The 20,577-nt window shown below is 72.6% G+C and carries 24 protein-coding genes; 5 read left to right on the top strand and 19 right to left on the bottom strand.

The features are described 5' to 3' along the window. Positions 1-21: 21 nt before the first annotated feature. The 8 genes from ABZ434_RS05130 to tsaB all read right to left on the bottom strand — a co-directional run bounded on the left by ABZ434_RS05130 (position 22) and on the right by tsaB (position 5,771). Positions 22-687 carry a hypothetical protein gene (locus ABZ434_RS05130; RefSeq protein ID WP_359132132.1) on the bottom strand — a complete coding sequence of 222 codons (666 nt, stop codon included), beginning with the start codon at positions 685-687 and terminating at the stop codon, positions 22-24. Between the two features lie 52 nt (positions 688-739). Beyond that, positions 740-1,210 carry a VOC family protein gene (locus ABZ434_RS05125; RefSeq protein WP_359132130.1) on the bottom strand — a complete coding sequence of 157 codons (471 nt, stop codon included), beginning with the start codon at positions 1,208-1,210 and terminating at the stop codon, positions 740-742. 63 nt (positions 1,211-1,273) lie between these two features. Beyond that, positions 1,274-2,524 (bottom strand): RNA polymerase sigma factor, encoded by a 1,251-nt coding sequence (locus ABZ434_RS05120; protein ID WP_359132129.1) that lies wholly within the window; start codon positions 2,522-2,524, stop codon positions 1,274-1,276. A gap of 55 nt (positions 2,525-2,579) precedes the next feature. Continuing rightward, entirely contained in the window at positions 2,580-2,936 is a 357-nt protein-coding gene (locus ABZ434_RS05115) for a YciI family protein (protein WP_359132128.1), read from the bottom strand. Positions 2,937-3,203: 267 nt separating this feature from the next. Further along, positions 3,204-3,488 (bottom strand): hypothetical protein, encoded by a 285-nt coding sequence (locus ABZ434_RS05110; protein WP_359132126.1) that lies wholly within the window; start codon positions 3,486-3,488, stop codon positions 3,204-3,206. Next, positions 3,485-4,588 (bottom strand): tRNA (adenosine(37)-N6)-threonylcarbamoyltransferase complex transferase subunit TsaD, encoded by a 1,104-nt coding sequence (tsaD, locus tag ABZ434_RS05105; RefSeq protein WP_359132125.1) that lies wholly within the window; start codon positions 4,586-4,588, stop codon positions 3,485-3,487. Before tsaD ends, ABZ434_RS05110 begins: the two co-directional genes overlap by 4 nt. Continuing rightward, on the bottom strand, positions 4,588-5,127 hold the full coding sequence (gene rimI / locus ABZ434_RS05100) for a ribosomal protein S18-alanine N-acetyltransferase (RefSeq protein WP_359132124.1): 540 nt from the start codon (positions 5,125-5,127) through the stop codon (positions 4,588-4,590). The genes tsaD and rimI overlap by 1 nt, the downstream gene beginning before the upstream one ends. Then, positions 5,124-5,771, bottom strand: coding sequence for a tRNA (adenosine(37)-N6)-threonylcarbamoyltransferase complex dimerization subunit type 1 TsaB (gene tsaB / locus ABZ434_RS05095; protein ID WP_359132237.1), 648 nt, complete (start codon positions 5,769-5,771; stop codon positions 5,124-5,126). The genes rimI and tsaB overlap by 4 nt, the downstream gene beginning before the upstream one ends. A 183-nt stretch (positions 5,772-5,954) precedes the next feature. On the opposite strand from tsaB, the gene ABZ434_RS05090 reads away from it, so the two are divergent. Then, positions 5,955-6,491 carry a hypothetical protein gene (locus ABZ434_RS05090; RefSeq protein ID WP_359132235.1) on the top strand — a complete coding sequence of 179 codons (537 nt, stop codon included), beginning with the start codon at positions 5,955-5,957 and terminating at the stop codon, positions 6,489-6,491. 550 nt (positions 6,492-7,041) lie between these two features. On the opposite strand, the gene tsaE is transcribed toward ABZ434_RS05090, so the two are convergent. From tsaE to ABZ434_RS05050, 8 genes are all read right to left on the bottom strand, one after another. Next, positions 7,042-7,602: a tRNA (adenosine(37)-N6)-threonylcarbamoyltransferase complex ATPase subunit type 1 TsaE gene (gene tsaE / locus ABZ434_RS05085; RefSeq protein ID WP_359132123.1), complete on the bottom strand. Its 561-nt coding sequence runs from the start codon at positions 7,600-7,602 to the stop codon at positions 7,042-7,044. Further along, on the bottom strand, positions 7,571-8,821 hold the full coding sequence (locus ABZ434_RS05080; RefSeq protein WP_359132121.1) for an alpha/beta hydrolase: 1,251 nt from the start codon (positions 8,819-8,821) through the stop codon (positions 7,571-7,573). Before ABZ434_RS05080 ends, tsaE begins: the two co-directional genes overlap by 32 nt. 114 nt (positions 8,822-8,935) lie before the next feature. Further along, positions 8,936-10,105, bottom strand: a complete 1,170-nt coding sequence (gene alr, locus ABZ434_RS05075) for an alanine racemase (RefSeq protein ID WP_359132119.1) — start codon at positions 10,103-10,105, stop codon at positions 8,936-8,938. A gap of 82 nt (positions 10,106-10,187) precedes the next feature. Then, on the bottom strand, positions 10,188-10,574 hold the full coding sequence (locus ABZ434_RS05070) for a DUF488 family protein (protein ID WP_359132118.1): 387 nt from the start codon (positions 10,572-10,574) through the stop codon (positions 10,188-10,190). 46 nt (positions 10,575-10,620) lie between these two features. Beyond that, positions 10,621-12,087 carry an NAD(P)H-hydrate dehydratase gene (locus ABZ434_RS05065; RefSeq protein ID WP_359132117.1) on the bottom strand — a complete coding sequence of 489 codons (1,467 nt, stop codon included), beginning with the start codon at positions 12,085-12,087 and terminating at the stop codon, positions 10,621-10,623. A 40-nt stretch (positions 12,088-12,127) separates the two neighbouring features. Then, the gene (locus ABZ434_RS05060; protein WP_359132116.1) at positions 12,128-12,496 is read right to left on the bottom strand and encodes a holo-ACP synthase; all 369 of its coding nucleotides are present in this window, start codon (positions 12,494-12,496) and stop codon (positions 12,128-12,130) included. A 28-nt stretch (positions 12,497-12,524) separates the two neighbouring features. Next, positions 12,525-14,372, bottom strand: coding sequence for a glutamine--fructose-6-phosphate transaminase (isomerizing) (gene glmS / locus ABZ434_RS05055; RefSeq protein WP_359132115.1), 1,848 nt, complete (start codon positions 14,370-14,372; stop codon positions 12,525-12,527). A gap of 118 nt (positions 14,373-14,490) precedes the next feature. Next, positions 14,491-15,972 carry an MFS transporter gene (locus tag ABZ434_RS05050; RefSeq protein WP_359132114.1) on the bottom strand — a complete coding sequence of 494 codons (1,482 nt, stop codon included), beginning with the start codon at positions 15,970-15,972 and terminating at the stop codon, positions 14,491-14,493. A 125-nt stretch (positions 15,973-16,097) separates the two neighbouring features. Here ABZ434_RS05050 and ABZ434_RS05045 point away from each other — a divergent pair, with 125 nt between their 5' ends. Beyond that, positions 16,098-17,081 (top strand): Lrp/AsnC family transcriptional regulator, encoded by a 984-nt coding sequence (locus tag ABZ434_RS05045; RefSeq protein WP_359132113.1) that lies wholly within the window; start codon positions 16,098-16,100, stop codon positions 17,079-17,081. Positions 17,082-17,123: 42 nt separating this feature from the next. Here ABZ434_RS05045 and ABZ434_RS05040 read toward each other — a convergent pair whose 3' ends face one another. Next, positions 17,124-17,495 (bottom strand): MerR family transcriptional regulator, encoded by a 372-nt coding sequence (locus ABZ434_RS05040; protein WP_359132112.1) that lies wholly within the window; start codon positions 17,493-17,495, stop codon positions 17,124-17,126. A 64-nt stretch (positions 17,496-17,559) separates the two neighbouring features. Between ABZ434_RS05040 and ABZ434_RS05035 the strand changes: the two genes are divergently transcribed. Both ABZ434_RS05035 and ABZ434_RS05030 read left to right on the top strand, forming a co-directional pair. Then, positions 17,560-17,919: a putative quinol monooxygenase gene (locus tag ABZ434_RS05035; RefSeq protein ID WP_359132111.1), complete on the top strand. Its 360-nt coding sequence runs from the start codon at positions 17,560-17,562 to the stop codon at positions 17,917-17,919. A gap of 219 nt (positions 17,920-18,138) precedes the next feature. Further along, entirely contained in the window at positions 18,139-18,531 is a 393-nt protein-coding gene (locus ABZ434_RS05030) for a DUF6281 family protein (RefSeq protein ID WP_359132110.1), read from the top strand. Positions 18,532-18,796: 265 nt separating this feature from the next. On the opposite strand, the gene ABZ434_RS05025 is transcribed toward ABZ434_RS05030, so the two are convergent. Both ABZ434_RS05025 and ABZ434_RS05020 read right to left on the bottom strand, forming a co-directional pair. Then, positions 18,797-19,003 (bottom strand): DUF397 domain-containing protein, encoded by a 207-nt coding sequence (locus ABZ434_RS05025; RefSeq protein WP_359132109.1) that lies wholly within the window; start codon positions 19,001-19,003, stop codon positions 18,797-18,799. Beyond that, positions 19,000-19,851, bottom strand: coding sequence for a helix-turn-helix transcriptional regulator (locus tag ABZ434_RS05020; protein WP_359132108.1), 852 nt, complete (start codon positions 19,849-19,851; stop codon positions 19,000-19,002). Before ABZ434_RS05020 ends, ABZ434_RS05025 begins: the two co-directional genes overlap by 4 nt. Positions 19,852-19,987: 136 nt before the next feature. Between ABZ434_RS05020 and ABZ434_RS05015 the strand changes: the two genes are divergently transcribed. Continuing rightward, the gene (locus ABZ434_RS05015; RefSeq protein ID WP_359132107.1) at positions 19,988-20,491 is read left to right on the top strand and encodes an ATP-binding protein; all 504 of its coding nucleotides are present in this window, start codon (positions 19,988-19,990) and stop codon (positions 20,489-20,491) included. Positions 20,492-20,577: the final 86 nt, after the last annotated feature.

The raw sequence follows: 20,577 nt of genomic DNA, 5'->3' as shown, positions 1-20,577 counted from the left end.
GCCCGCGGAGCGGGCCCGGGGTCAGCGGTGGGCGCCGCCCCCCGCGGAGAGCAGCGGCTCGGGGGCGGGGGCGCCGAGCAGCGTCCGCAGGACCCAACGCCGGTGCCAGAAGGCCTTGGTGATGCCGATGAGGCCGGTGATCCAGCCGATGAGTCCGAGGCCCATGACGAGGGCCATCAGGCCGTAGGTGTCGTCGCCCCGGACCGCGCCCGCCGGCACCACGAAGCAGGCGTACAGCCCGCATGCGCAGAGCACGAAGGAGCCGAGGAGCCAGGCGAGGCTCACGCCCGGCAGCCGGTACGCGGCATCGCGCGCGGGGTCACGGTCCAACGCGCCCCACTGTGTGAGCAGCCGGCGGAGCTGCCGGTCCCGGCCCAGGCCGATGACGACGAGGATGACGGCTGGCACCAGGCAACAGGCGCCCATGGCAAGCATGACGAAGCCGAAGAAGGCGCTGAAGACGTCGTACGACTGCTCGAAGGTGACGAACGCGGTCCCGATCAGTGCCCAGCCCAGCGCACCGACCGCTGCCCACAGCCACAGCAGTCCGAGCCGGCCGGGGCCGATGTGCCTCTTCACCAGCGCGCCCAGGATGAGGGCGCGGTCGGCCAGCAGCGCCCCCCGGTCGGGCCAGGTGCGTATCTCCACGGGAGGCGGGGGCGGCGGCAGCGCCGAGCGAGCGAACATGGGCCAGACCCTATCGAGAGCCGGCGCCGCCCTGCTCCGTGGTGATCACACGTCAGGCGTTGCGCAGCGCCTCGATGTCGAGCCGCTTCATGCCGAGCATCGCCTTCATGGCGCGGGCCGCCTTGTCCGGGTCCGGGTCGGTCAGGGCATCACCGAGGCCGGGCGGGATGATCTGCCAGGAGACGCCGAATCTGTCCTTGAGCCAGCCGCACTGGCTCTCCTGTCCGCCGTCCGCGGTGAGCTCGTCCCACAACCGGTCCGCCTCCTCCTGCGAGGCGCAGTCGACGGACAGGGAGACGGCCTCGCTGAAGGGGAACTCGGGGCCCCCGTCGAACGCGATGTACTCGGTGCCGTCCAGCTGGAAGCGGACCGTCATCACCGCTCCCTCCTCACCCGGCGACGCGGCCGTCCAGCGCGTCACGTCCAGGACCCGGGAGTCACCGCCGATGACGGAGATGTAGTGGTCCGCCGCCTCCTCGGCCTGGTTTTTGTCGAACCACAGGAACGTGGTGACCTTCTGCATGGTCTTCTCCTCACGCGGTGGTACTGAGTGCTGTGCTGGGTAGACCGGTGGCGGGCCCGGAACTCATCGGCCGGCCCGGTCCAGGAGCAGGGCCCGTTCCCGTTCGTTGCGGGTGAGCTCCGCCGCCCGTACGAACTCGGCGCGGGCCTCGTCCGTACGCCCCATCCGCTCCAGCAGATCCCCGCGGACGCTCGGCAGCAAGTGGTAGCCCTTGAGCGCGGGGTCGGCGGCCAGGGCGTCGACCAGGGCGAGACCGGCGGCCGGGCCCTCGGCCATGGAGACCGCGACGGCACGGTTGAGCTCCACGACCGGGGACGGGGTCAGGGCGGCGAGCCGGCCGTACAGCGCGGCGATGGCGGCCCAGTCGGTCTCCTCGTAGCGCGCCGCCCTGGCATGGCACGCGGCGAGAGCTGCCTGCAGGGCGTAGGGCCCCAGGGCCTGCCCCGCCTCCGCGGCCGTGTCGCGGGCCCGGAGCAGGGCCGCCAGGCCCCGGCGGATCAGCAGCCGGTCCCAGCGGGCCCGGTTCTGGTCGGCGAGCAGTACCGGGGCGCCGTCCGGCCCCACCCTGGCTGCGGTGCGCGAGGCCTGGAGCTCCAGCAGGGCGGCCAGTCCGTGCGCCTCGGGTTCGTCCGGCATCAGCCCGGCCAGCACCCGGGCCAGGCGCAGCGCGTCCTCGCAGAGCCCCGGGCGCAGCCAGTCGTCGCCGGCGGTCGCGGCGTACCCCTCGTTGAAGATCAGGTAGATGACTTCGAGCACCGGTCCGAGCCGGGCGGCGCGCTCGGGGCCGTACGGCACCTCGAAGGGGACGTCTGCCCGGCCCAGCGCCCGTTTGGCGCGGACGATCCGCTGGGCGACGGCCGGCTCGGTGGTGAGGAAGGCGCGGGCGATCTCCTCAGTGGTGAGGCCGCCGAGGAGCCGCAGGGTGAGGGCGATCCGGGCGTCGGTGGAGAGGACCGGATGGCAGGAGGTGAAGATCAGCCTCAGCAGGTCGTCGTCGATGCGGTCGGGGTCGGCGGAGCCCGGATCCGGTTCGCCGGAGACACCGTCCAGGTCGCGGCCCATCTCGGCCAGCTTGCGGGCGTACGTCTCGCGACGGCGTACGAGATCGATGGCGCGGTGCTTGGCCGTGGCCATGAGCCAGGCTCCCGGATTGTCCGGGACACCCGACTCCGGCCACTGCTCCAGCGCGGCGACCAGGGCGTCCTGCGCGAGCTCCTCGGCGATGCCGACGTCCCGTACGATCCGGGCGACACCGGCGATGATCCGCGCGGACTCGATCCTGAATACCGCCTCAACCGCGCTCGCTGCCGTCACGGCCACCCATCAGAGCAGCCGCACCGGACGCGGGCAAGCGCGACCCGGCGTCTCCTCAGGCCTCGTCGATGGCCCGGACCTCGCAGGTGACGCTCCAGCTCTCCGGGTGCACCTGCAGGAACCTCCTGGCCCATTCCAGGGCCTCGGCGTGGTCCTTGCACTGGAGGATCGCGTATCCGCCGACGACTTCCTTCGTCTCGGTGAAGGGCCCGTCGGTGTGGCTGATTTTGCCGCCGGACCAATGCACCCGGGTGCCCTGGGCGGTCGGGGTGAGGCCGGCCGTCTCCAGCATCACGCCCGCCTTGTTGATCTCCTCGAACAGTGCGGTGACCCGCTCGTCGAACCCGGGATCGGGCTCGAACCCCGCGGCGGCCTCCTCGTCGAGGCGGATGAGGGACATGAAGCGCGGCATGGTGACTCCTCGGTCGGGAGGGCGGGGACCTTCCCTGCCTCTCACCACTGCGTCGAACGGGGCACGGCCGGATCGACAGTTCCCCCGGAATTCTTCTGAGAAGTTTCCGGATCGGCCACCGGGGCGGCCCCGGGACCGGATTCCGCGCCCGTCCGCCGGGTTGCGGGGCGCAGGGCCGGCGCCGCCGTCGCCCCCGGTTCACCGCGCTCCGGAAGGACCGGCGGGCGGGCGCCGGCTACGAGGTCGCGGACGACCCCGACGCCGTCGTCACCGGTCCGCCGGCCCGAGGGACTCGAAGCGCCAGCGGTGCACCGGCCGGGTGATGATCTCCGCGGCCGGCTCGGGCAGCTCCGGCAGCTCGTCGCCGTACGCGCCCTCCCACCAGGTGATGACCAGGACGCGGTCCTGCGGGGCGCGCAGCAGTTCGCTGCGCAGCGGCGGACGCGCCAGTTCGCCGGCGCGGGCGTGGGCCCACTCCAGCAGTTCCGCGCCCCGGCCCTCGGAGGCCCGGGCCTCCCACATCAGCGCGACGGTGGTGCCGCTCCCGCTCATGAGTACAGGTTGTCCTTGCTGATCTCGTGCACGTGGTCGTGCGTGTGGGTGTGGTCCGCGCCCGGTACGTGGGTCTCGGTGACCGGCAGCGAGGAGTCGGCCGACAGCTCCAGGTCGGAGGCGGGCCGGTTGCGGGCCACCATCTCCGCGCCCAGCGCGGCGACCATGGCCCCGTTGTCCGTGCACAGTCCGGGACGCGGTACGCGCAGCCGGATACCCGCCCGCTCGCACCGCTCCTGGGCGAGGGCCCGCAGCCGCGAGTTGGCCGCCACCCCGCCGCCGATCATCAGGTGGTCGACGCCCTCGTCCTTGCAGGCCCGGACGGCCTTCCGGGTGAGTACGTCGACCACTGCCTCCTGGAAGGAGGCCGCCACGTCCCGTACCGGCACGTCCTCGCCCGCGGCGCGCTTCGCCTCGATCCAGCGGGCGACGGAGGTCTTGAGGCCGGAGAAGGAGAAGTCGTACGCGGGGTCGCGCGAGCCGCTCAGGCCGCGCGGGAACGCGATGGCCGTCGGGTCGCCCTCCCTGGCGAGACGGTCGATGACGGGGCCGCCGGGGAAGCCGAGCTGCAGCACCCGGGCGATCTTGTCGAAGGCCTCGCCGGCCGCGTCGTCGATGGTCGCGCCGAGCGGCCGCACGTCGTTGGTGATGTCGGGTGCGAGCAGCAGCGAGGAGTGCCCGCCGCTCACGAGCAGCGCCATCGTCGGCTCGGGCAGCGGGCCGTGCTCCAGCTGGTCGACGCAGATGTGGGAGGCGAGGTGGTTCACCCCGTACAGCGGCTTGTTCAGCGCGTACGCGTACGCCTTCGCCGCGGAGACGCCGACGAGCAGGGCGCCGGCGAGTCCGGGTCCGGCGGTGACGGAGATGCCGTCGAGGTCGCGTCCGGTGACGCCGGCCTCCTTGAGGGCGCGCTCGATCGTGGGGACCATCGCCTCCAGGTGCGCGCGGGAGGCGATCTCCGGGACGACGCCGCCGAAGCGGGCGTGCGTGTCCACGCTGGACGCGACGGCGTCGGCGAGCAGCGTCGTCCCGCGGACGATGCCCACGCCGGTCTCGTCGCAGGAGGTCTCGATGCCGAGTACGAGCGGTTCGTCAGCCATCAGTCAGTCTCTGTTCCCTGTACGTGCCCTGATACGTCTTCGTGTGCGTCCTCGCGTACGTCTTCGTGCACGTGGAGGCGCATGACGAGTGCGTCGATGTTGCCCGGCTGGTAGTAGCCGCGCCGGAAGCCGATCGGTTCGAAGCCGAAGCGTTCGTACAGCTTCTGCGCCCGCGTGTTGTCGACGCGGACCTCCAGCAGCACCTCGGCGCACTCGAAGGCCGTGGCGTGCTTCAGCAGGTCGGTCAGGAGCTCGGAGCCGAGCCCGCCGCCCCAGTGGCCGCGGGTGACACCGATCGTCTGTACGTCGGCGAGGTCACCGGCCGCCGCGAGACCCGCGTACCCGACGATCCGGCCGGAGACCGGGTCCTCGGCGACCACGTAGCGGCGGGTGGCCTGCGGACCGCGGGCGTGCGCCAGCTCGGACCAGAACATGCCGGCCGACCAGGCGTCGTCCGGGAACAGCTCGTGCTCCAGGCCGAGGACCGGGTCGATGTCCCACCAGCGCATCTCGCGCAGCACTGCGGTCGTGGCGGTCACTTGGGGGTGACCACCTTGTAGTTCTTCGGGACCTGCGCGTCGGGCCTGCGCAGGTAGAGAGGCTGCGGCGGCAGCAGTTCCTCCCCCGCGGCGAGGCGCTCGACGGCGAGGGCCGCCAGCGCACCGGCGCCGACGTGCTCGGGGCCGCGCGCGTCCGGGAACGCGTCGGGATAGAGCACCGCGCCCGCCCCCACGACCGGGAGGCCCGCCAGTTGCCCGGCGATGTCGGCGGGCCGGTCCACGGCGGGTTCACCGCTCCGGGTGAGAGGGTCCTCGTACCGCGCCCAGTAGACCTCCTTGCGTCGGGCGTCCGTCGCGACGGCGAACGGACCCGGCACCCCGGCCTGTCCCGCGGCGTACGCGAGGGCGTCCAGGGTGCACAGGCCGTGCACGGGCACGGACAGCGCCGAGCCGAAGGTCGCGGCCGTCACCAGGCCGACCCGCAGCCCGGTGTACGGACCGGGGCCGACGCCCACGGCCACGTCGGTGACGGCGGAGAGCGAGACCCCGGCCTCGGCGAGGACCCGGTCGACGGCGGGCAGCAGCAGTTCCCCGTGCCTTCGGGCGTCGACCTGGCCGGACTCGGCGACGACGCGGGTCCCGTCGTGCAGGGCGACGGTGACGGCGGGGGTGGCGGTATCCATAGCGAGCAAGAGCACGCAAACAGCCTACGGCTCCGCCGCGGGCGGTACGGCGCCCCGTACGGCGTCCCGGTGCGGGGGTGCGCCGGTGCTACCGTCACCGGGTATACGCGGAGTACGTGTAAACGCTTGTACGACATACGACGGCGAAAGAGGCGCACGGTGGCTAGGGGCAGCTCGGGAATCGTGGCCGCGCTCACCGCGGCGGCCGTCGCCGCGGTCGGCTTCCTGGCCTACCAGGCATCGGCGAACGTCCCCCACGACCTCGGTGCCAAGCCGAAGGCGTCCAGCAGTTCACCCGCCGCGGGCGGTCACACCGCGCCGAAGCCGAAGAAGAACCCTCTCGCGGTTCCCGCCGCGTCCGGCACGGGCATGCGCGTCGTGTACGCGCTGGCCGACCGCCGGGTGTGGCTGGTGAACGCGAAGAACAAGCCGACCAGGACCTTCAAGGTGATGCCGAGCGCGGTGCAGGCCACGCCGGGCACCTACCAGGTGACCTCGCGCTCCGGCCGCGTCACGGGCTCCGACGGGGTGCCGATCGAGCACGTGGTCCGGTTCGCGACGAACAAGGACGTGGCCATCGGGTTCAGCGCCGCGCAGGACGGCTCGATGGAGAGCCCGGACCCGACGCTGAAGGCGGGTGGCGTACGGATGTCGCGCGAGGACGGCAACGCGGTGTGGACGTTCGCCACGGTGGGCGTGAAGGTCAACGTCGTCCCGTAGACCGTCCGGGCCGCACGGGCCCGCCCGGCGCACACCGTCCCGCGGACCTGCCGGACCTCCCGGGTCCTCCCGGCGTAGACCATCCGGGCCGCACGGGCCCGCCCGGCGCACACCGTCCCGCGGACCTGCCGGACCTCCCGGGTCCTCCCGGCGTAGACCGTCCGGGCCGCTCAGGCCCGCCGGCGCACACCCGCGGACCTGCCGGGCCCGTCCGGGTCCTCCCGCCGTAGACCATCCGGGCCGCTCAGGCCCGTCCGGTGCCCGAGGGCTTGTTCGCCCGCGGTGCGGGCGCCGCAGCGCGTGGGCGCGGGCCGGGTGGGGTCGAGACGGCCGTGGCCGCCGCTCCGGCGGCGAGCAGGTCTCTCATCGAAACCGCCCGCGGCGGCTGCACTTCTCGCTCCGATGTCGGCATGAACGCCTCCTGGGGCTCCGGTGGAAGGCACGGTTAGGCAGACCTAACCTGCTCTCGCCCTCCATGTCACCACGCCCGCACCGCCCCGCGCAACAATATGCCGACACCATGTCGGAAAGGGGCCCGGCCGGCCGTCCCTCAGACCCCGGCCGTGTCCCAGGGGGCCCAGGACTGCGCCCGCAGCCCGGCCCACCGTGCGCCGACGCCCACGAGCGTGACCACGCGCCGTTCGTCGTCCGTGTCGCCGACCGCGCGGTCGATCAGCACCTGGAGACGGTCCTCGGAGAGCTCCTCGACCTTGCCGTCGCCCCACTCGACGACCACCACCGACTCCGGCAGGGACACGTCGAGGTCCAGGTCCTCCATCTCGTCGAGCCCGCCGCCCAGGCGGTACGCGTCGACGTGGACCAGCGCCGGGCCCTCGCCGAGCGGGGGGTGGACGCGGGCGATCACGAAGGTGGGGGACGTGACGGCGCCGCGCACGCCGAGCCCCTCGCCCAGCCCGCGGGTCAGGGTCGTCTTCCCGGCGCCGAGCTCACCGCTGAGCATCACGAGGTCGCCGGGGCGCAGCACTCCGGAGATCCGGCGGCCCAGGGCCTGCATCTGTTCGGGGGACTCGACGGCCAGCGTCACGGTGACGGCGTCGTGCGCGGCGCCTGCGGCGAGCTCAGCCGCCGGGCTGTTCTGCGGTGCTTCCATGCCCGCCAACGTTAGAGGATTCCGGTACGGCTCCCACCCTCACCAGCAGGTCCGCCAGCCGGTCCGTCACCGTCTCCGGGTGCTCCAGCATCACGAGGTGCCCGGCGTCCGGGACGATGACCAGCTCCGCGTCGGGCAGCTGGTCCGCGATGGCATCGCTGTGCGTGCTGGGCGTCACCAGGTCCTTGTCACCCGCCAGGATCAGCACCGGGATGTCCCTGAACAGCGGCAGCGCCTTGCTCTTGTCGTGCGCGACGAAGCCTGGGTAGAACTCCGCGACGACGTCGATCGGCGTGGCTTCGATGAGCCGTTCGGCGAACCGTGCGACGGCGGGGTCGACGTCCCGCGAGCCGAACGAGTACCGCTTGATCAGCCCCGCGAACAGATCCGCCGTGGCCCGCCTCCCCCGCTCCACCAGCTCCGCCTGCGAGCCGAGCGCCTTCAGTACGCCGGGCAGCACCCGCCGCACGGCGTTCACACCGGCCACCGGCAGCCCGAAGCTGACCTCGCCGAGCTTCCCGCTGGACGTGCCCACGAAGGCGACGGCGGCGACGCGCTCGCGCATCAGGGCCGGGTACTGGTCGGCGAGCTCCATGATCGTCATGCCGCCCATGGAGTGCCCGACCAGCACCAGGGGCCCTTCGGGAGCCGCGGCGTCGATCACGGCCTTCAGGTCGCGGCCGAGCTGGTCGAATCCGACGTGCACGCCCTGCGCCTGCGCCCGGCCCCGCTCGGAGCGGCCGTGGCTGCGCTGGTCCCAGTGGACGGTGCGCACGATGCCGCGCAGGGCCGCCCGCTGGAAGTGCCAGGAATCCTGGCTGAGGCAGTAGCCGTGGCTGAAGACGACCGTCACCGGGGCGGGCGCCTTGTGCCCGAAGAGGCGGCGCCTGCGCTGACCGGGGGCGGAGCCGGGGGGCGTACCGCCCGTACCCCCGCCGCTGCCCGGGTCGACCTCGTCGATCTCGTAGTACAGCTCGGTCCCGTCGTCGGCAGTCGCCCGGCCCGGAAGTCCGCGCAGCGAGCCGTACGGTCCGGTGGCGTCCAGCGCCAGCCTGGCCCGCTTGCGCATGCCCCGGCCCACCGTCAGCCGCTCGACCGCGACTCCGGCCGCCGCGCCTGCGGCGATCACGCCTATGGCGGCCCCGGCGAATCCCGCCCGGCGCCAGCCGGCCGCCGAGGCGGCCTCCGCCACCGCCTCCCCCGCGCTGATCTCGCTCACCGTGCCGCGCTCCTCGTCGGTCGTGTCGTGTCCGTCGGGTCGGTCGGGGCCGGCCCCGGTTCCGGCCGGCTCGCAACCTGCTCAGATCGTGCCTGGTCAGGGGCGCTCATCCGGTCAGGACCCGGCCGAGGGTCCCTCCGGCGTTTCGTCGTCCCGGTAGACGCGCGGCACCCTGCCGCCGATCCGGGTGACGATCTCGTACGCGATCGTGCCGGCCGCCTGCGCCCAGTCCTCGGCGGTCGGCTCGCCCCGGTCCCCGGGGCCGAACAGCACGGCGTCGCTGCCCACCGCCGGCTCGTCCCCGTGGAGGTCGACGACGAACTGGTCCATGGCCACCCGGCCCGCGACCGTCCGCCGGACACCGCCGACCAGGACCGGTCCGCGGCCCGACGCGTGGCGCGGTACGCCGTCCGCGTACCCGAGCGGCACCAGACCGAGCGTGGTCTCCGCGGTGGTCGTGTAATGGTGCCCGTAGCTGATGCCGTGACCGGCCGGCACCCGCTTGACCAGGGCGACCGACGCGGCGAGCGTCATCACGGGACGCAGCCCGAAGTCCGCCGGGGTGCCGAGCTCGGGGCTGGGCGAGATGCCGTACATCGCGATCCCGGTCCGTACGAGGTCGAAGTGTGAATCGGGGACCGTCAGCGTCGCCGGGGAGTTGGCGATGTGCCGCACCTCGGGCTCGACGCCGGCCTTCTCCGCGTACGCCAGCATGTCGCGGAAGGTGTCGAGCTGGGCGGTGATGGAGGGGTGCCCGGGCTCGTCGGCGCAGGCGAAGTGGGACCACAGGCCGGTGATGCGGACGGTGCCCGCCTGCTCGGCGGTGCGGGCGGCGGCGACGAGTTCGGCCCAGTCGGCGGGCTGGCAGCCGTTGCGGCCCAGGCCGGTGTCGGCCTTGAGCTGGACGCGGGCGGGCCGGCCCGCCTCCGCGGCCGCCGCGGTGACCTCGCGCAATGCCCACATGCCACTCACCGACACGTCGATGTCGGCCTCGATCGCCTCGCGCCAGGGCCCGCCCGGTGTCCACAGCCAGCACATCATCCGGCCGCCGAGACCGGCCGCGCGCAGGGCGAGCGCCTCGTGCGGGGTGGCGGTGCCCAGCCAGGTGGCACCGGCTTCGAGAGCGGCGCGGGCGCAGCGCTCCGCCCCGTGCCCGTAGGCGTCGGACTTGACCACGGCCATGAGGTGCGCCCCGGCCGCCCGGGCACGCAGAACGCGCACGTTGGCGCGGAGTACGGCGAGGTCGATCTCGGCACGGGCTCTCAAGGACGCTGTCTCGTTCATCGCGCCCAGTGTCTCAGAGCCCTGCGGCCCGGCCCCCGGGCGGCGGGCCCGGCAGGGCGCGGCGGGTCGGTGGACGAGCACGTCAGCGGTGGTGCAACTCGTGTTCCACGTGGTCGACGAGAACCGGCACATGGCTGTGCGGGACGTCCTTGACCGCCGTGACGAGCGTCACCGGACCGCCCTCGCGGACCAGCGCCGTCAGCGCGTCCACGGCCGCTGTGTGGGCGGGGTCGGCCAGCTCGGCCCGGTAACGGTCGACGAACTCGTCGTACCGGGTCGCGGAGCGGTCCTCGTGGTACCAGGAGCGCAGCTCGTCCGACGGGGTGACGTCCTTGAGCCACTTGTCGATCGCCGCCCGCTCCTTGGAGACGCCGCGCGGCCACAGCCGGTCGACGAGGACGCGGGTGCCGTCACCGTCCTCCTGCGGGTCGTACACCCGCCGTACCCGCACGTCACCGCTGCTGCCCACGACCGACCACTCCCTCGTTGCCGCCGCCCCCGGGCCCCAGCATCACTCAGGCCCGGACGTCGCGCCATGCCGCCGCGATCGCCTCCGCGACGTCCTGCGCGGCGACCGGGGAGCCGTCGGACGCGTGCCGGGCGGCGAGGCCGTGGAGATGGGCACCGACGGACGCGGCGTCGCGCGGCGCGAGGCCCGCGGCCAGCAGGGACCCGGTGAGGCCGGAGAGCACGTCACCGCTGCCCGCCGTGGCCAGCCAGGAGGTGCCGGTCGGGTTGACCCGCACGGGCGTGTGCGGGGCATCGGTGGCGATCAGGGTCGTCGACCCCTTGAGCAGGACCGTGGCGCGGAACCGGGAGGCGAGTTCGCGTACGGCGGCGAGCCGCCCCGCCTCGACCTCCTCGCGCGGTACGCCGAGCAGCGCGGCGGCCTCCCCGGCGTGCGGGGTGAGGACGGTGGGCACGGTGCGGGCCCGTACGACGTCGGCGTCCAGCAGCCGCAGTCCGTCCGCGTCGACGAGCACGGGGACGTCGGTGGCCAGCACGTCGGAGACGGCTTCGACGGCGTCCGTGCCGTCACCGAGCCCGGGGCCGACGACCCAGGCCTGCACGCGCCCGGCCTTCGACGGCGGACCCGCGTGGACCAGGGTCTCCGGATGCCGGGCGATCACGGCGTCGCCCCCCGGACCGACGTAGCGCACGGCCCCCGCCCCGCCGCGCAGCGCCCCGGAGACGGCGAGCACCGCGGCCCCGGGGTAGCGCGCCGATCCGGCGACGATGCCCACCACGCCTCGCCGGTACTTGTCGCTCTCGGCGGCCGGCACGGGCAGCAGCGCGGCGACGTCCGCGTACTGGAGCGCCTCCAGATCGGGCACGTCCGGGAGTTCGGCACCGAGCCCGATGTCGACGAGGTGCAGGGCCCCGGCCCGTTCGGCGGCCGGGTCGACGAGCAGTGCCGGTTTGTACGCGCCGAAGGTGACCGTGGCGTCCGCGCGCACCGCGGCTCCCCGCACCTCGCCGGTGTCGGCCTCGACACCGCTCGGCAGGTCGACGGCGACGACGGGCACCCCGTGGGCCGCGTAGTGCTCCACCACGGCGGCGGCGTCGGGCCGCAGTCCGCCGCGTCCGCCGATGCCGGTGATGCCGTCGACGACGAGGTCGGTGTGCCCGCCCCAGTCGCGGTGCGGGGCGACCTCGCCACCGGCCATCACCCGGCCGCCCGCCGCGAGCAGGGCGGCGACCCCGCCGTCGTGGGCCCGGCCGGGTGACACGCACACGGCCACGACGCCGGCGCCGCGCCGGGCCAGCCGGGCCCCCGCGTACAGCGCGTCGCCGCCGTTGTCACCGCTGCCGACGAGGAGGACGACCCGGGAACCGTAGACGCGGCCGCCGCGCCGCAGCAGATCGGCGCAGGCGGCCGCGAGTCCGGCGGCGGCGCGCTGCATCAGCGCACCCTCCGGGAGCCGTGCCATCAGGGCCTGTTCGGCGGCCCGTACGGTCGAGACGCTGTAAGCGGTTCGCATGGCTCCAACGTACGCAGGTATCCGCGCCCACGCCCCGGGCTCACCCCTCCGCGATCACCACCGCCGAGGCCACCCCCGCGTCGTGGCTGAGCGACACGTGCCACTGCCGCACGCCCATTTCGGCCGCGCGGGCGGCGACGGTCCCCCGGACCCGGAGCCGGGGCTGCCCGCTCTCCTCCACGTACACCTCGGCGTCCGTCCACAGCAGCCCGGCGGGCGCGCCGAGCGCCTTGGCGAGGGCTTCCTTGGCGGCGAACCGTGCGGCCAGCGAGGCGATGCCGCGCCGCTCGCCGCCGGGAAGCAGCAACTCGCTCTCGATGAAGAGCCGTCGGGCCAACTGCGGCGTGCGCTCCAGCGCCGCGTCGAACCGTTCGATCTCCGCCACGTCGATCCCGACCCCGATGATCACGTACGCACCTTCACTGTTGGCTGACGGCTCATTCCACGGTGACGGACTTCGCCAGGTTGCGCGGCTGGTCCACCTCGTTGCCGCGGGCCGTCGCCAGTTCGCAGGCGAAGACCTGCAACGGCACGGTCGCGACCAGCGGCTGAAGCAGCGTAGGCGTTGCGGGGATCCGGATGAGGTGGTCGGCGTAGGGGACGACTTCCTCGTCGCCCTCCTCCGCGATGACGACGGTGAGTGCGCCCCGGGCGCGGATCTCCTGGATGTTCGACACGATCTTGCCGTGCAGCACGGAGCGCCCGGCCGGCGACGGGACGACCACGACCACGGGCAGCCCGTCCTCGATGAGCGCGATCGGTCCGTGCTTGAGCTCACCGGCGGCGAACCCCTCGGCGTGCATGTACGCGAGCTCCTTGAGCTTCAACGCGCCTTCCAGGGCGACCGGATAGCCGACGTGCCGGCCGAGGAAGAGCACGGTGTCGTGGGAGGCCAGCGACCGTGCCAGCTCCCGCACCGGCTCCATGGTCGCCAGGACCCGGTCGACGGAGCCGGAGATCTCGGAGAGCTGACGGATGACGGTACGGATCTCGTCGCCCCACTTGGTGCCGCGGACCTGGCCGAGGTACAGGGCGACGAGGTAGCAGGCGACCAGCTGGGTCAGGAACGCCTTGGTGGAGGCGACCGCGACCTCGGGACCGGCGTGGGTGTAGAGCACGGCGTCGGACTCGCGCGGGATGGTCGAGCCGTTGGTGTTGCAGATGGCGAGGACCTTCGCGCCCTGTTCACGGGCGTGCCGCAGCGCCATCAGGGTGTCCATCGTCTCGCCGGACTGCGAGATGGCGATGACGAGGGTGTGCGGGTCCAGGATCGGGTCGCGGTAGCGGAACTCGCTGGCGAGCTCGGTCTCGCAGGGGATCCGGGTCCAGTGCTCGATGGCGTACTTGGCGATCATCCCGGCGTGGAACGCGGTCCCGCAGGCGACGATCACCACCTTGTCGACCTCGCGCAGCTCACCCCGGGTGATCCGCACCTCGTCCAGGTGGAGGGTGCCCTCCCGGTCGATCCGGCCGAGGAGGGTGTCCGTGACGGCCTTGGGCTGTTCGGCGATCTCCTTGAGCATGAAGGAGGCGTAACCGCCCTTCTCGGCGGCCGAGGCGTCCCAGTCCACGTGGTACGCGTGCACCTCGGCGGGCTCCCCGTCGAACCCGGTGACCTGGACGCCCTCCCGCCGCAGCTCGACCACCTGGTCCTGGCCGAGCTCGATCGCGGAACGCGTGTGGGCGATGAACGCCGCGACGTCGGAGGCGAGGAAGGCCTCACCGTCGCCCACCCCGACGACGAGCGGCGAGTTGCGCCGGGCCCCGACCACCACGTCGGGCGCGTCCGCGAACACGGACACGAGCGTGAAGGCCCCTTCGAGGCGCCGGCACACCTGCCGCATCGCCTCCGCCGGGTCCGCGCTCTGCGAGTACGCCTCGGCGAGGAGGTGGGCGACGACCTCGGTGTCGGTCTCGGAGACCAGGTCGTGGCCGCGCCGGCCGAGCTCGGCGCGCAGAGCGGCGAAGTTCTCGATGATCCCGTTGTGGACGACGGCGACGCGTCCTGCGTTGTCGAGGTGCGGGTGGGCGTTGGTGTCGGTGGGCCCGCCGTGGGTGGCCCACCGGGTGTGCCCGATCCCGGCGCTGCCGGCCGGCAGCGGGCGCTCGACCAGCACCTTCTCCAGGTTGACGAGCTTCCCGGCCTTCTTGGCGGCGGCCAGGCCCCCGTCGGCGAGGATCGCGATCCCGGCGGAGTCGTACCCCCGGTACTCCAGCCGTTTGAGACCGGCGACGACGACGTCCTGCGCCGACTGCCCACCGACGTAACCCACGATTCCGCACATAGTGGTCCTTTCCTGGTCACCAGCCCCTGTTCTTCGCATAGTCGCAGAAGCAACCACTATTTCAAGCCCACAAACCAGGCCGGTCGGGCACTTCGAGCCCGCCGGGCCCGGCCCCTGTTCACCGCGCGGGCACCCGCACCGCCTCCGGTGCCGGGCTCTCGGCACCCTTCCGGGCCCCCTTCACCAGCAGAAGCACCGCCACCCCCGCGACGACCCCGACCACACCGGCCACCACGGCCGCCGTGTTCAGCCCGGAGGCGAACGCCGCCCGCAGCGCGTCCTCCGGCACCCCCGCCGCCCGCAGCCCCGCCGCACCGCCGCCCGCGAGCCCGTGCGCCTGCTCCTCGCTCAGCGTCTCGCCGATCCGCGAGGTGAGCACCGTCCCGAGCACGGCCACCCCGAAGGCGTACCCGAGCTGCCGGAAGGTGTTGACCGCGCCACCCGCCATGCCCGCCCGCTCCGGCTCCACCGCCGCCAGCGCGGCGCCCGCGAGGGCCGGCGAGACCAGACCCGTACCGACGCCCGCCACCACGAGCCCCGGCAGCAGGGCGGGCCACGAGGAACCCGCGCCGAGGACCGCCTGACCGAGCGTCCCGATGCCGATCAGGGCGAGCCCGACGCCGATGGTCAGCCTCGGCTGCACCCCGTGCAGCAGCCGCCCGCCGAGGGCCGCCACCACAAAGGCCGTCGCGGCCAGCGGCAGGAGAGCGAGGCCGCCCTGGACGGGGCTGAGCCCGAGCACCGTCTGCAGCCAGATCGAGGTGTACGGCAGGACGGCGAAGGCCGCCAGGTTGTAGGCGAGCGCCCCGGCCATCACGCCGGTGAAGGCGGACGTGCGGAACAACGACAGCTCCAGAAGCGGGTGTTCGACGCGCCGCTCGACGAGGACGAAGGAGAGCAGCGCGAGCACGGCGACCCCGAACGTGGCGAGCGTGCGCCCCGACGTCCAGCCCAGACTCCCCGCCCGTACGACGGCGTACGTCGCCGCCGCCGCGAACACCGCGAAGCTCACGGTCCCCGCCCAGTCGATGCGCCGGCCCTGCGCCCCGCGCGACTCCGGCACGGTCCTGGCCGTCAGCCAGACCGCGGCGACGCTGACCGGAAGGTTCACGAAGAAGATCCAGCGCCATCCCGGCCCCTCGGTCAGCAGCCCGCCGACCACCGGCCCGACCGCGGCCGCGCCGCCGCTCACCGCACCCCACAGCCCGAGCGCGACCGACCGGTCCTTGCCCCGGTAGACGGAGGCGAGCAACGGCAGCGTGGTCGCGAACATCGCGGCGGCGCCCACCCCTTGGACTCCGCGGGCGGCGACCAGCAGCGCCGGCGACGAGGCGAGCCCGCAGGCCAGCGAGGCGACGGCGAAGAGCACGACGCCGGCGACATGGACCCGGCGCCGCCCGAGCAGATCCGCGGCGGCCCCGACGCCGAGCAGCAGCGCGGCGAGCGCGAGCGCGTAGCCGTCGATGACCCATTGCAGGTCGGAGAGCGACGCGCCCAGCACCCGTGCCATGTCGGGCAGCGCCACGATGACGATCGTGACGTCCAGCAGCAGCATGAACGTCCCCAGACAGACCGCGGTGAGCGGCCCCCACTTGCGCATGTGTTTCTCCCTGTACGTCTTCGGCGTGGTCGGCGACCACTCCCGTACGATCGGAGAGGCGCGGCCGGAACCACCGGCCACAGAGCATCGAGCGCCGGAATTCGACATGGACGAGGCCGTCACCTATGGAATCCGACGCAGTGGGCGATGCTCTCGACCTTCAGGTCCTGCACGCACTGGAGCTGGACGCCCGAGCGCCGTTCAGCCGGATCGCGACCGTGCTCGGTGTCTCCGACCAGACCGTGGCCCGCCGCTTCCGCAGACTGCGGTCCGAGGCGGGCCTCCGGGTCGTCGGGGTCCGCTGCGCGGCCGCCGAGGACTCGCTCGACCACTGGCTGCTGCGCGTGCGCTGCGCGCCCGAGGGCGCGAAGGCCATCGCCGAAGCCCTGGCCAAGCGCCCGGACACGGCGTGGATCGGCCTCACTTCAGGCGGTACGGAGGTGACGTGCACGGCGAACGTCCGCTCCCGGGACGACGCGGACGACCTGCTCCTCGGCAAGCTGCCGCGCACGCCGCACATCGTCGACATCCGCGCCCACCAGCTGCTGCACCGCTTCTACGGCGGCCCGTCCGGCTGGCTCCACAAGAGCGGCGCACTGTCGCCCGAGCAGTCGGCCGCTCTGACCCCCGCGCCCCTTCCGGAACACCAGGGCCCGGCCGTCATCACCGCCGAGGACGAATCCCTGGTCACCGCACTGGAGGCGGACGGCCGGGCCACCTACCCCGAACTCCAGAAGGCCACGGGCCGCTCCGAGTCGGCGGTCAAGCGCCGCATGGCCCAGCTCGTGGCCACCGGCGCGCTGTACGTGGACGTCGAGTTCGACTCCGACCACTTCGGCTTCCGCCACCCGACGATGCTGTGCATCACCGCCGCGCCCCGCGCCCTGCACACGGTGGGCGAGGCGCTCGCCACCCACCCGGAGGTCGCCTACGCGGCAGCGACCACGGGCCCGTCCAACCTGGTGGCGGTGGTGATCACCCGCGACACGGGCCATCTGTACCGCTACCTGAGCGAGCGTCTGGGCGCGCTGGAGGGCGTCGAGCACGTGGAATCGATGCCGTTCCTGCGCCGCGTCAAGCAGCTGACGTACCGGCCGTTCCGGGGATAGCCGGAAGCGTGGGCGGCGGAGGGAGGACGGCTCGCTCCCGGTTCAGGCGGTCGCGGACGCGGCCCGGGACGCTCGTGCCGAGGCGTCGAGGAGGTGGCCGAGCGAGGTGCGCGCGTCCTGCAGGTCCGTCATGCGGTCGTCCAGCTTGCGCAGTTGCTCCTGGAGGTGTTCCTGGACGCAGGCGTCGAGTTCGGGTCCGTCACCGAGGAAGCAGGGCAGGAGGTCCCGGATGGTCTTCGTGGGAAGCCCGGCGGCCAGAAGCGTACGGATGTGGGCGACGGTGATCGAAGCATCGGCTGTGTAGTGGCGGTGACCACCGCTCGTCCGGCCCGAAGTGAGCAGGTCCTGGTCCTCGTAGTAACGCAGCAGCCGCACGCTCACGCCCGTCTCACGGGCCAAGTCGCCGATCTTCATGTGACCCACCTCACGCGCGATGACCTTGAACCTCACACCGATGTCAGATCGTAGCGTCGGCGGCATGACAGCGACGCAAGCACCCATCGCCCTCTACGGTTTCCTGCGCCCCCGGCCGGAGCGTGCCCACGAGGTGCGCGAGCTTCTCAGCTCGCTCGTGGAGCCCACCCGTCAGGAGGAGGGCAACCTGGAGTACCACCTGCACGCCCATGACGACGGGCGGCTCTTCCTGTACGAAGTCTGGCGCTCCCAGGAGGATCTGGACCGGCACAACGCGACTCCACCGCTGCGCGCCTTCCTGGACAACCTGCTCGATTTCCTCGAAGAGGCCCCTGACGGCTACTTCGACACCATGGTCAGCCCGTACCCGGCGAGCAGCGGTGGACAGGAGCGGCAGGAGCAGCGGCCGACGCCGCTCGGCTGACCTGAGCGTGTTCCCTGCGGCCCGCCCCAGGCCGTGAATCACCTCCGGGCCCGAAGAACGCGCGGCGAAGGAACCTGATCCACATCTCCGACGTCGAACCGCGGAACACGAGAGCCTCACCACCAGCACGGTCTCGTTCCTCGTGCTGAGCACCGGCGAGGTCACTCGGCAAAGAGAGGGAACTCCTCTTCTTTGCAGCATCCATCGAGGGGGGAACACATGAAGCGGACCGTACGATCCGCCGGCTTGCTGGGGGCGGCGGCCATGGTGATGTCGATGGCAGCGTGCACGGTCGAGGGCGGTGGCGGTGGCTCGAACAAGTGCGTCGCCCGGTACACCTACCAGGGCGTCACGTATCAGGACGTGGGGAACGTGAAGTTCACCCCCGGGAAGAAGCTCGGCGTCGCCACCGAACCGCCCTGCGACGACACCGGCGGCCGGGGCGGGAACGAGGAGCCGACCGGCTCGACGGAGACCGCCTACGAAGTGGACGGCATCTCTCCCGAGGTCGCCATCGCCGTGGGGGACACACCGAAGACAGCCAGTCTCTTCGCCGTTTCCTCCGACTCGGAGCCGGCGCCCGAGGTGCAGAAACTGATCGACGGCTCCTGATCCGAAAGGCGGGGTTCGGTGTGGCCCCAAGGCTGACGCCGGGCCGGACCCCGCACACCCGGCCAGGCAGCCACGTGGCGGCCGTTCGCGGCCCTGCCGAGCAGGCGGGGCCGACGGCCCGTCATTCGTGACGCGATCCCAACTGACGGACGCGGTACGGGAATACGTCGAGAGGCGAGGTGGAAGCAGGGAGCACCATGCCGTCCGCGAGGACCTGCGACGCGCGAGCGCGGCAGGTCCTCGCGGACGGTGGTCGTAACTGCGGTCAGTTGTCCGAGGCGTACGAGACGAAGTCGGCCCACGCGGCCAGGGTGAAGCCCAGTTCGGGGCCCGGGATGTTCTTCGAGTCGCGGACGTGGACGGTGGCGGGGGCGGCGGCTACCTCGACGCAGGAAGGGCCGTCGTTGGTGCTGTAACTGCTCTTGAACCAGGTCAGGTCGGAGGTGATTCCGGCCGAGGGCTTGGCACTCATGTCTCTCCCAGCAGCTTTTCGATGAGAATCCTCGACAGCCGAGGCGTCAGAGCCTGGGCCCGGATCAGGCCGTACCGCATCTCAAGGATCTGGACTTCCTTGGGTTCGCTGATCAGCCGACTGGTGAGCTGGACCTCGTTGAGCCCCACAGCCGTGCCATCAATCAGCTTAAACACCCGGTGAGGGCCGCCCAACCCCGCGTGTTCCTCGGTCTCGGTCGGCATCACCTGGATCTCGACGTGCCTCAACGAACCCAGTTCTAGCAGGCGTTCAAGCTGTCGACGCAACACATTTCTGCCACCGGTCGGGCGCCGGAGCGTCGCTTCCTCCTGGACGAACGTCAGCAGTGGCGCAGGCTTGCGAGCGAAGATGGACTGGCGGGACATGCGCGCGGCCACGAGCTGGTCGACCTCCTCCTCCGCGTACGCGGGACGCCGTTCTCCGTACAGCGCCCGCGCATACCCCTCGGTCTGGAGCAGGCCGTCGATGACGCCGTTGGCGTACGAACCGAGCTCCGCCGCACCGCCCTCCAGCTTGGCCAGGTCCCGGACCTTCTTCGGGTACCGCGCCTCCGCCACGTCCTGCTTCATCGCGGCGATCCGTCCGCCCGCCCCCAGCGCCTCGTCGGTCCGGTCGAGGAACTCCGGCTTCGGAATCCGCGTTCCGGCCTCCACCTTGTAGACCAGGTTCTCCCCGTACCCGATCGCCTCGCCGAGCTCCGCGGCGCGTAACCCCGCGGCCTCCCGCCAGAGCCGGATCTGCCGGCCGACCGCCGCGATCACGGCACCCGAATCGTCCTCGGGTTCGGCGCCCCATCCCGGCCCGTCCGTACCGTCGTTGACACCCATACGCCACCCGCCTCCGCCCATGACCGGCACCTGACCCCTGTACGCGTGGGACAGGCCCGCACACCCTCTGGACAGTCACCGTCCGTACACGCGTCACTGCTGTTCAGCGTAGCCACGGGCCGCCACGCTGAGTGACGTGAACCGAGAAATCACCCCACCACGCGCCCGGACCGGCCAGTTCGCCGTGCAGCTCTCCGCCACCCGCCGGGGCGCCCGCCTGGCCCGCCTGCTGGCGAGGGAGCAGCTTCGCTCCTGGGGCCTGCCGCTGGAGGACGCGAGCCACGTCGTCGCCGAACTGGCGGCGAACGCCGCACTGCACGGATACGTACCGGGGCGGGACTTCCGCGTCCTGCTCACGGTCGACGGGGACACGCTGCGTATCGAGGTCGCCGACGCACGCGGCGAGCAACTGCCGCGCGTCCTGGAGCAGTCCGAGGCGTACGAGTCGGGCCGGGGGCTGGTGCTCGTCGAGGCGTTGGCCACCCGCTGGGGCATCGAGCGCGGGCCGTTCCCCCGCAAGACCGTCTGGGCGGAGATCGCGATGACCGGGGCGGGAAACCACGACCCGGTGGGCCGCGACCCGGTGAAGTACGACGCGGTGGGCCGCGACGCGGTGGCCCACGACGTAAAAGGCTTTTAAGTCTTCCGGGAAGAAGAAACCAACCAAACCGAACCCACCCGGGTGGACCTCAGCAGGCCCCCCGCGCACATGCGTACACGTTCACG

It is taken from the genome of Streptomyces sp. NPDC005761 (assembly GCF_040630635.1).
Lineage (GTDB): Bacteria > Actinomycetota > Actinomycetes > Streptomycetales > Streptomycetaceae > Streptomyces.
The sequence above is the reverse complement of the archived record's forward strand: the minus strand, read 5'-3'. Positions and strand labels throughout refer to the sequence as shown.